We start from the raw sequence: 10828 nt of genomic DNA, 5'->3' as shown, positions 1-10828 counted from the left end.
ATCTGTCCGCATCAAGGGCACGCCGAAAGCGACGTCGACCGAGGACATCGAGGCGAACCTGCCCTCCGACGCTGCGACGGGCGACAGCTTCACCACCGACATCGAGCTGTTCGACGCCTTGGGCAACAGCCATTCGGTGACGATGACGTGGGAGAAGACCGCCGACAACACCTGGTCGCTCAACGCATCGAACCCGACCAGTTCGGCCGACAGCACGACCACCACCGGCACGATCTCCGGCTTCCCGATCTCGATCACCTTCAACAGCGACGGATCACTGGCCAGCGCCACCCAGACCGACAGCAGCGGCACCACAACCAGCGTCGATCCCTCCGCCATCAGCATCTCCGTCGCCGGCTGGACCACCGGCGCTGCCGACAGCACGATCTCGCTGAATCTCGGCAGCGCCAACAGCACCACCGGCTTGACGCAATACGCGTCCGGCGAGAGCACCGCCTCCATCGGCGACTGGACCGCGACCGGCAACGGTTATGAACCCGGCACCCTGACCGGCACCACCATCGACAGCAGCGGCGTCGTGCGCGCCAAGTTCGACAATGGCGAGACGCGGGCGATCTACCAGATCCCGATCGCGACCTTCGCCAATGCCGACGGGCTGGAAAGCGAGAGCGGCACCACCTTCACCCAGACCTATGAGTCCGGCAGCTACCAACTGCGCACCGCCGGCGACGGCAAGGCCGGCGAGATCGAGGCAAGCTCGCTGGAAAGCTCGACCGTGGAACTGACCGACGAGTTCAGCCGCATGATCGTCGCCCAGCAGGCCTATTCCGCCGCATCCAAGGTGATGACGACGGCACAGGACATGATCGACACGTTGATCTCGATGAAGCGGTGACGCCATGACCGCCGGAATGACCGTTGGGCCGAACGACGGGTTCGCCCGCGCCGAAGCCCTGCTGCTGGAGCACCGGCGGCTGACGGTACAGGCGCGGGTCCTGCTGGCGAGGACCGCCAGCCGGATGGAACGGCTGGCGATGGCCGACGAGCTGATCGCGTTGATCGACGGGCTGGAGATGGAGAAGCGCGCGCTGGGGGCGAGAATTCACCGCGGGCGGGTCGCCAACTTTGCGGTCAACGCCTATGGGCGGGCGATGGCGACACGACGGTGAGCGGTCGTGAGGATGGGGCAATCGAAGCCGACGCCACGCCAAAAAATCCCGCCAGTATTCCCGCGAACCGCCGTGGAACCAAACATCCAACCTCCGGAGCCAAATCCATGGCGCTCAAGCAAACCCTGCTCAAGCCGGCCCCGCCGAAACCCGTTCCAACCAAGGCGCAGCCTGTCGCACAGACGGCAGAGCCGACCTCGGCAAGCATCTTCCTCCGCGTCGACGCGGTGGATGTGCTGGAGGCCTTCGTCGCCGAACTGGATCGCGCCGCCGCCCGCGCCGAGGCCGCGGTGCGCGAGGGCCGGCCGCGCGATGCGCTGCTGGCGGCGGGCGACATGCAGACGCTGCTGCGGACCTGGAAGGACCGGCTGGCCGATGCGCTGGCGCAGACGCGCAGCAAGCGCGTCGCCCCTGCCGTGCGCGGCGCCGCCAAGGCCGCCGCCGATCAGGTTCTGCCGACGCTGGCCGCCCGCATGCGGGAAATGGAGGCGCAGATCAGGGTCCACCGTGCCCGCCAGAACGCAATCGGTGCCGCCCTGCGCGCCGCGTCCACCGCCCCGGCCGGCGTCTATGGTGTCGCCTATGGTCCCGGCGCCCGCTATGGCGCGCGGGTGGCGATGCGCACCACCGGCCATGCCGTCGGCCTGACGGCCTGACGGCCGGCCGCAGAGGGAGGAAACCGCCATGTCGCTTCGCGTCGCCAGTTCAATCGCCTCGTCGGCGCTGCGCACGTCCGAGGTCGGGATCGCCGTCGCCTCCTCCAACGTCGCCAACGCCGACACCGACGGCTACACCCGCAAGACGGCGTCCAACGTCACCCGCAGCACCGGCGTCAATGTCGCCAGCGTCGACATCACCGCGGCCAGCAGCAATGTGGACCGCTATCTGCTGAAGACGCTGGTCTCGGCCCAGTCGGACCTCGGCTATACCGACACCCGCAACAGCTATCTCGACCAGATGCAGTCGGCCTTCGGCAGCGTCAGCGCCGACGACAGCAGCGGCACCGACATCGGGTCGATGATCGACTCCCTGGCCGACACGCTCGGCACGCTCGCCACCTCTCCCGAAAGCGAGAGCGCCAAGGCCGCCACCGTGCAGGATCTGTCGGATCTGGCGGAGACCCTGCGCACCACCTCTTCCTCCGTGCAGTCGCTGCGCGCCCAGGCCGACGACGAGATCGCAACCACCGTCGACAGCATCAATGAATCGTTGAACAGCATCGACTCCCTGAACGACCAGATCGTGAAGGGCAAGGCGCTGGGCCAGAACGTCGCCGACCTGGAGGACCAGCGCAACAGCGCACTGAAAAGCCTCGCGAAGGACATCGACGTCACCTATCAGGTCGACGACAGCGGGCTGATGCGGGTCTCCACCGCGTCGGGCAAGGCGCTGGTCGACACCAAGGTCCACGAGCTGTCCTACACGCCGGCAGCCTCGGTCAGCGCCAGCACGGTCTACAGCGCCAGCGGCAGCAGCGGTTTCAACGGCATCATGCTGAACGGGGTCGACATCACGGGCTCCTCGCTCGGCGGCTCCCTGGGCGCGCTGGTGCAGCTGCGCGACACCGACCTGCCGGCGCAGCAGGCCGAGCTGGACGAGCTGGCGACCACCCTGATGGACACGCTGAACAAAATCCAGAACCAGGGCACCTCCTACCCCGCCCCGCAAAGCCTGACCGGCACGGCGACCGTCTCGGCCAGCGACGCGCTGAAGGTGACGAGCGGCACGCTGCGCGTCGCCGTCACCGACAGCTCCGGCACAGCGGCGGAGGTGCTCGACATCGACCTCTCGACCAAATCCACCCTCCAGGACGTCGTCGACGCCATCAACACGATGAGCAACGCCACCGCCTCGATCTCCTCGGACGGCAAGCTGGTGATCTCCGCCAACAGCGCCAGCAACGGCATCGCGCTGGGCGGGGACGCCAATGACGGAACCACGGGGTCCTTCTCCGACGCCTACGGCATGAACGACCTGCTGACCGGCACCGGTGCGTCCGACATCAAGGTGGCGACCCGGATTGCCAACGACAGCAGCCTGCTCGCCACCGGCGCCCTGTCCTCGACCAGCGGACTGACCGCCGGCGACATGGTGCTGACCAGCGGCGAGGGATCGGTGGCGAAGGCGCTGTCGGCCGCCTTTTCCACCAGCTACGACTTCGATGCCGCTGGGTCCTTGAGCGCCCGCAAGACGACCTTCTCCGGCTATGCCGGCGCGGTGATCCAGGGTGCAGCGACGCTCGCCGACAAGGCATCCACCGCCTACGACAGCCAGAAAACCTACACCAGCAGCCTCGAATCGACCTTCTCGTCGCAGAGCGGCGTGAATGTCGACGAGGAGACCGCCGCGATCTCAACCCTGCAATCCGCCTACGAGGCCGCAGCCGCGGTCATGAAGACGTTGCAGGAGATGTTCAGCACGGCGCTCGACATGGTCAAGTAGAGGAGACCGCGATGGAACGGGTCGCGACCTACAACCATCAGAACACGCTCGTCCAGTACATGATGAAGGCCGAGGCCAAGGTGGCCGCGGAACAGATCCGCTCATCGTCCGGACTGAACTCCACCGACTACAAGGGCATCGCGTCGGACAGCGGCCGGCTGGTCAATCTCGAAAGCCATTACCGCCGGCTGGAACAGTATATCGACGAGGGCGAGGTCGTGAACGGCCGTATCCAGTCGATGTATGACGCCGTCGGCGGCATGTCGGACCTGACCTCCCGCCTCAGCGCGCTGATCACCGGTTTGCAGGGCGACAATGCGGCCGGTGTCGAAGGCGTCGTGGCCGAAGCCGCCCAGCTGATGCAGGAATTCGGCGGGCTGCTGAACACGCAGCAGGACGGCCGCTATCTCTTCGCCGGCGGACGCACCGACCAGCCGGCGGTCGACCTCGACAGCTACACGGCGGCGACCTACCCGTCGAGTTCCGACACCGGCTATTACCAGGGCGATTCTTCCATCGCCCATTTCCAGGCGTCGGACGATTTCGTCCTGTCCTATGGCACCACCGCCGACCAGCCGGCTTACGAGAAGGCGCTGCGCGCCTTCAGCCTGATCGCCAACATGTCGACCAATCCGGTCGACGACGATCTGCTGGCCGAAGCGACGAAGCTCGCCTCCGACGCCACCGACGGGCTGTCGATCGTGCAGGCCAAGCTGGGCGCCTCCAGCTCGTCCCTGGAGAACACCATCGACCGCCATGTGGACGAGCAGCTGGTTCTGCAAACCCAGGTGGACGACATCCGCAGCGTCGATCTGGCGGAATCGACCACCAGGCTGTCCCAGCTCCAGGCATCGCTGGAGGCGACCATGAGCCTGATGAAGATCCTCGAAGAGAACAACCTGTCCAAATACCTGTGACGCTGGGGCCGACGCAAAAAAGCGCTACTCCCACCGAAAAACTGCGCCAGCTTTCGCCCCATCCCCCGTGAGTCCCAGTGAGGGTCGCCGAAACGGCCCGGTTCGATCAGGAGACCACATCATGCCCGTCATCTCGACCAACACGGCTTCCAATTCGGCCCTTCGCTACCTGAATATCAACTCGGCCAACCAGTCGGACTCGGTCTCGAAGATCGCCAGCGGTTCGCGCATCACCAAGGCGTCGGACGATGCCGCCGGTCTCGCCGTCGGCACCTCGCTGAAGTCCGACGTCACCGTGCTGAACCAGGCGGCCACCAACGCCTCGCACGGGTCGTCGATCCTGCAAACCGCCGACGGCGGCATGTCCAGCATCTCCGACATCGTGCAGCGCATGCGCTCGCTCGCAACCCAGTCGCTGTCCGGCTCGGTGACCGACAACGAGCGCTCCTATCTGGATGCCGAGTTCCAGCAGTTGCAGGACGAAATCGACGGCATCGCCTCGGGCACCCGCTTCAACGACGAATCGCTGCTCGACGGCACGACCAACTGGTCGACCGGCGTCAATTTCCGCGTCGGCACCACGTCGACCGACAACATCAACGTGAGCATCACCGGCGTCACCACGACCGGTCTTGGCATCAACACGCTGGATGTCGGCACCTCGGCCACCGCCGCCGCCGCCCTGACCGCGCTCGACACCGCGGTGACCACCCTGTCGGACGCCCGCGCCGATGTCGGCGCGCTGATCTCGCGTTTCGAATTCCGCAGCGACATGATCGACACCACCATCGAGAACACCGAGGCCGCACAGTCCAAGATCATGGACGTCGACGTGGCCGAGGAGCAATCGAAGCTGTCGTCCGAAAAGGTCCTGACCCAGGCCGCCATCGCTGTGCTCTCCCAAGCGAACTCGATGCCGGAGAATCTACTCTCCCTTCTCCGCTGACGGTTCGCAAGGCCGCCGGGCACGGGTCCGCGTCCCGCACAGCCTCACACACTCGTGGGGCACGCGCCTCCCGGCGGCCGTTTCCTTCCTTCATCAGCGCCGCACAACCCCGCATCGCCGCGCCATCCGCCGCCCCGCCCACGGCCGGAACCGGGAGAGCCTTGCCATGACCACCGTCAGTTCCACATCCACCAGCACGGCCGCGAGCACCGGCTACTCGGCGCTGTCCTCCAGCAGCTCGGGAACCGGCATCGACTATTCCGCGCTGATCGAGGCGAAGGTCAACGCAAGGCTCAGCAAGGCCGACCGCATCGATACCAAGATCACCGCGAACGAAGCCAAGATCACCGCCTACACCGACCTTCAGGACAAGCTGCAGGCGGTCAACACCGCCCTCGACGGTCTGCGCAACCGCAGCACCTCGACCGGCGCGTCCTCCAACCTGTTCGGCCAGCGGACCGCCTATGTCGGCGACGACGACGTGTTCAGCGCCACCGTGGATGACGATACCGAGGTCGGCACCTATTCCGTCGTGGTTCAGCAGTTGGCGACGAAGCACAAGATCGCAGCCGACAGCACGAGCAGCAAGACAAGCGCGCTGGGCTATTCCGGCAGCTTCACGCTCCAGGCGGCCGACGGCAGCGCCGTCACCATCTCGATGGAAAGCGACGACAGCCTGACCGACCTGCGCGACGCCATCAACGCCAACAAATCGACCAGCGGCGTCACCGCCAGCATCGTGCAGGTCAGCGACAGCAGCTATCAGCTGATCCTGACCTCCAACAACACCGGCGAGGCGATATCGCTGACCGACGGCGGCGACGGCGTCCTGTCCTCGCTCGGCCTGACCGACAGCGACGGCGCCATCAAGAACGAGATGGTCGCGGTGCAGGACGCGATCGTCGAGGTGGACGGCGTCACCATCACCCGCAGTTCCAACACCATCGACGACGCCATCGAAGGCGTGACGCTCAACCTCTACAGCGCCAGCCCGGACACGGCGATCTCGATGGAGGTGTCGACCGACCTGTCCTCGATCAAATCGGCGATCTCCAGCTTCGTCGACGCCTACAACGAATACCGCGATTTCGTGAAGACTCAGCAGGCGACGACCAGCGACGGCACCGCGTCCAGCGACGCGACGCTGTTCTCCGACACCCTGTTGCGGCAGATCACGCGATCGGTCAACAGCGCGCTCAACACCTCGATCACCACCGACGACGGCACCGTGCTGTCGATGGCTTCGCTGGGCATCACCTTCAACAGTTCCAACGAACTGGAACTGGACGAGGACACGCTGAACAGCATCCTCAGCACCGACGTCGACTCGGTCAAGCAGCTGCTTGGCCTCAACATGACCTCGTCGTCCAGCCAGATGTCGCTGTTGCGCTACACCAGCAGCGCCTCGGCCCTGTCCTTCAGCCTGGACATCGTGCGCGGCGACGACGGCAACCTGAGCTCGGCCTCGGTCAATGGCGACAGCAGCCTGTTCACCGTCAGCGGCAACCGCATCATCGGCGCGACCGGCACGGCCTATGAGGGCATCGTGCTGGTCTATTCCGGCAACAGCGGCAGCGTGGACATCGATTTCTCGCAGGGGCTGGCCGACAAGATGTACGGCGTCATCGACGATGCGGCGGCGGATTACGACAGCGACCTCGCCACCGCGATCGACGATCTGGAAACGCGGGACACCGACCTGGAAAGCAAGTCCAGCGACATCAAGACCAAGGCAGAGACCTACCGCACCACCCTGACCGCCTATTACGCCAGGCTGGAGGCCGCGGCGGAATCGGCAGCCCTGCTGCTGAAACAGCTGACCTACAAAGACAGCAGCGACGACAGCTGAGTCCGGTCACGGCCCATCAATTGATGAGGATACCGCGCCATGCGCAATTCCGCCTATTCGAAAGCCCTGAACGCCTACGCCGTCGCCAACAGCGCGGTACCGCCGCTGGTGGCGGTGGTGCGGCTGTACGAGCGGGCGATGACCCATCTGTATGCCGCCCGCGATGCCGCCGCAGACCGCCGGTTCGAAGCGCACCACACTGCGATCAGAAATGCGATCATGGTGTTCGCAGGCCTTGATTCCATTCTGGTTTTCGACAAAAATGAGGATATGGCGCTGACGCTTCGCCGGTTCTACCACCGGCTGATCGCCCAGGCCGGCGCTGCCGCCAGCCGGAAGGATCCGGTGGCGGCCTGTGACTCGCTCATCCGCCAGACCTCCTTCATGCTGAAGGCCTGGCAGGCCATCGCCGCAGAACGCGGCGGGCCATCCACTGTCGTCGGTGCCACGGCCAAAGGGCCGCATGCATCCGTCGTCGGGAGAACGATGGATCATGCAAATGGCGGACTCTCGGGCGGACTCTCGGCTTGATCTTCCGCGGGAGGACTCCGGCGTCGGGCGCTCCATGTCGGGGGAGCTGATCCGGGGGCGTGCCTCCGGCGTCATCACCCCGGCGGATGAGGACAGCGACGAAGCGCTGATGGCACAGATCCGCTCCGGCAGCCAGACGGCCTACCGGACGCTGGTTAATCGCCACCTGAAACGCACCTACGCGCTCGCCCGCCGTCTGACCGGCAACGAGGCGGAGGCGGAGGATGTGGTGCAGGACGCCTTCCTTCAGGTCTGGCAGCGCCGCAGCCAATGGAGCGACGATGGCGGTGCCCGCTTCACCACTTGGCTTTACCGCGTGGTGGTGAACCGCTGCATCGACCACAAGCGCAGACCGGTCGGCCAGGATCTGGAAACGGTTGACGAGCCGTCGGACAACACGCCCGACGCGGTCAGCACCATCCATCGCCAGCAGGTCGCCGCGCGCCTGTCCGATGCCCAGACCAAGCTGACGCCGCAGCAGCGCGCCGCCGTGACGCTGTTCTATTACGAAAATTTAAGCAACGCCGACATCGCCAACGTTATGCAAATCAGCGTCGGTGCGGTAGAGTCCCTATTGAAGCGTGCGCGCCAGCAGCTCAGACTATTGTTGCGCGCAAGTGCGCAGGCGGCCAGGGATTCATTCGATGACGGATGAGGAGTTTCGCGATCGGTTGGATCGCTACGGAGGCGATCTCGCCCTCTGGCCGGACGATGCGGCCAGGGATGCAAGGCGCCTTCTTCTGCGTTCGGTGAAGGCCCAGGCCATGCTGGATGCGATGGTGACGATGGAACTGGCGCTTGGGCAATCGGCGCCCGACCGCTTGGAGGATAGCCCTTCTCCCGACCTCGCCGACCGCATCTTTGCCGCCGCCTTCCGCCTGGGGCCGTCCAGCCGGGGCTTCGACGAGGATGGCGACCAGCCGCCGCGGCTGATGTAGGCCGGTCAGACCGCCGCCACCCGCCGCAAATCCACCGCGATCCGCTGCAGTGCCTGTTCCAGCCCCTGCCCTGCCAGCGGCTGGAACAGGCGCATCGATGGGTACCAGGGCCGGCCGGCGGTGCCGAGTTGCGTCCAATCCCGGTGCCCGAAGCGCCAGACCGGCACACCCAGCGCACCGGCCAGTTCGGCCACCGAATTCGCCGGCGCAATGACGAGGTCGAGCGCTGAAACCAGCGCAGCCGTCTGCTCGAAGTCGTCACGCAGGTCCACTCCGGTCCAGCCATAGATCGGCTGTCCGAATTGCCGCTCCGCCGCCAGAATCTCGCGTTGGCACTCGTCGTATTGCAGGTTCACGAAGGTGACCCCCGGCACTGCGAAGACCGGTCCCCAGGCGTCCAGCGGCAGATAGGCTCCGCAGCGGTCAGCAGTCATCAGTTGACTGCGCCAGCTGATGCCGACGCGCAGGTCGTCGCCCGCTCCGTCCAGCCGCTCGCGCCAGTCGGCGATGCGGCTGCCATCGGCGAACAGCCAGCATGACCGGGTCGGGAAAGCCGACAACCGCTCGCGCAGCAGGCGTGGAACCGAGCCGGCCGGGATGTGATAGTCGCAGTCGACCACCTCCGCCTCGGTCTGACCGCAGGGCGGTTGTTCGGCACGCACGGTCGCCTTGGGGAAGGAGCGGGCGAACAGCGGCACCAGGCGGCGGTCGCATTCGATCACCACCCGTCCGGCCATCCTGATCAGGTCGGGATAGCAGGAGGCGAACAGGAACTCGTCTCCCACCCCCTGCTCGCGCCAGATGAACAGGCGCTTTCCCTCCAACGGTTCGCCTGTCCATTCGGGGATGGTGAAACGCCGTTCCGGCCGCACGCGCCCGGCCTTGAAACGGTAGGCGTAGTCGGCCCAACCGGCACGCAGCGCGCCGCGTTCCAGCGACAGCAGACCGCGGTTGAAGCGGGCCAGCGCATGACCGGGAGCGGCGGCGACGGCCCGCTCGAACCAACGGCCGGCATCGGTGCGCCCCTGCCGCTGCTCCGCCAGCCCCAGGGTGCAGAGCGGGTCAGCCAGCGACGGTACCAGTACCAGCGCTTTACGGCAGGCGGCCCCGGCTTCCTGGGGCCGCCGGGCGCCGTTCAGCGCATAGGCCAGCACGGCATGCAGCGGCGCATGGTTGGGCATCAGCCGGATGGCGCGACGGATCTGCATGACCGCGGGCCCGAAAGCCTCACGGTCGGACAGGCCGGAACCGAGATTGCCGAGCGCATCGGCAAAGGCGGGCTTCAGAGCCAGCGCACGCTTCAAGCAGGCCTCCGCATCCTCGCGACGTCCCTGCGCCTTGCAGGCCGTCGCGAGATTGTTCCAGGCTTCCGCCCGACCGGGATCATGGGCGATGGCCCGTCGCTGCCAAAGCTCGGCGCGGCCATGGTCCCCCAGGGCCGCGTCCGCCAGCCCGAGATTGACGAGTGCCGGACCATGGCAGGGGTCAAGCGTCAGGGCGGCATGAAACGAGTCCCGCGCCTTGGCATGGTGCCCCACCGCATGCCGCAGCAAGCCCAGATTGTTGTGCGTCTCCGCATGGTCGGGCCGGCGGCGCAACGCTTCGAGATAGGCGCTTTCCGCCTCGCTCAGCCGCCCCAGCCCTTGAAGCACGACCCCCAGATTGGCCCACACCGAGACGTTGTCGGCCCCCAGCGCGATGGCCTCCCGGTAGGCGACGGCAGCCTCTGTACCCATGCCCTGGCGGCGCAACGCATTGGCCAGCGTGATGCGGGTGGCGGCATCGCGCGGCTGCAGTCGCACGGCCAGCCGGTAGCAGCCGATCGCAGCACCCGCCTGCCGCAACTCCTCCAGCGCCTGTCCCATCCCGACCCTTGGTTCGGCGGCAGACGGCACAAGCCGTGCCGCCGCGCGATAGCACAGCAGCGCCGCCATCGCTCGCCCCTGCCGCCCGGCGATGGAACCCAGAAGGCACAGTGCGGCGGCATCGTCGGGGGTGACGGCCAGTGCCCGGCGGGCACTGGCGAACGCATCGGGCACCCGCCCCTCCTCGCACAANGCCTGCCCCAGGGCCAG

The 10828-nt window shown here is 66.5% G+C and carries 11 protein-coding genes; 10 read left to right on the top strand and 1 reads right to left on the bottom strand.

The genetic code is table 11. The features are described 5' to 3' along the window. The 10 genes from I71_RS11455 to I71_RS11410 all read left to right on the top strand — a co-directional run. Positions 1-856: flagellar hook-basal body complex protein (locus tag I71_RS11455; RefSeq protein WP_042694987.1), on the top strand; the 856-nt coding region annotated here is incomplete at its 5' end. 4 nt (positions 857-860) lie between these two features. Beyond that, positions 861-1130 (top strand): hypothetical protein, encoded by a 270-nt coding sequence (locus I71_RS11450; RefSeq protein ID WP_042694986.1) that lies wholly within the window; start codon positions 861-863, stop codon positions 1128-1130. A 107-nt stretch (positions 1131-1237) separates the two neighbouring features. Beyond that, complete coding sequence (locus I71_RS11445) at positions 1238-1786, top strand: hypothetical protein (protein WP_042694985.1); 549 nt, start codon at positions 1238-1240, stop codon at positions 1784-1786. Between the two features lie 28 nt (positions 1787-1814). Next, a complete protein-coding gene (flgK, locus tag I71_RS11440) occupies positions 1815-3572 on the top strand; it encodes a flagellar hook-associated protein FlgK (protein WP_042694984.1) in 1758 nt (585 codons plus the stop codon). Positions 3573-3583: 11 nt separating this feature from the next. Next, the gene (locus tag I71_RS11435) at positions 3584-4489 is read left to right on the top strand and encodes a flagellin (protein ID WP_042694983.1); all 906 of its coding nucleotides are present in this window, start codon (positions 3584-3586) and stop codon (positions 4487-4489) included. A gap of 121 nt (positions 4490-4610) precedes the next feature. Further along, a complete protein-coding gene (locus I71_RS11430) occupies positions 4611-5435 on the top strand; it encodes a flagellin (RefSeq protein WP_042694982.1) in 825 nt (274 codons plus the stop codon). Positions 5436-5601: 166 nt separating this feature from the next. Continuing rightward, entirely contained in the window at positions 5602-7284 is a 1683-nt protein-coding gene (gene fliD / locus I71_RS11425) for a flagellar filament capping protein FliD (protein WP_042694981.1), read from the top strand. Between the two features lie 39 nt (positions 7285-7323). Then, complete coding sequence (locus tag I71_RS11420) at positions 7324-7815, top strand: flagellar protein FliS (RefSeq protein ID WP_042694980.1); 492 nt, start codon at positions 7324-7326, stop codon at positions 7813-7815. A 34-nt stretch (positions 7816-7849) separates the two neighbouring features. After that, the gene (locus tag I71_RS11415; RefSeq protein WP_042694979.1) at positions 7850-8470 is read left to right on the top strand and encodes an RNA polymerase sigma factor; all 621 of its coding nucleotides are present in this window, start codon (positions 7850-7852) and stop codon (positions 8468-8470) included. 16 nt (positions 8471-8486) lie between these two features. Further along, a complete protein-coding gene (locus I71_RS11410) occupies positions 8487-8753 on the top strand; it encodes a hypothetical protein (protein ID WP_244433771.1) in 267 nt (88 codons plus the stop codon). A 5-nt stretch (positions 8754-8758) separates the two neighbouring features. On the opposite strand, the gene I71_RS11405 is transcribed toward I71_RS11410, so the two are convergent. Then, positions 8759-10828 (bottom strand): tetratricopeptide repeat protein (locus I71_RS11405; RefSeq protein WP_083897103.1); only part of this gene is annotated, 2070 nt, incomplete at its 5' end.

The organism is Azospirillum sp. B506 (assembly GCF_000333595.1).
GTDB lineage: Bacteria > Pseudomonadota > Alphaproteobacteria > Azospirillales > Azospirillaceae > Azospirillum.
This window is presented reverse-complemented; position numbering and strand designations above follow the sequence as displayed.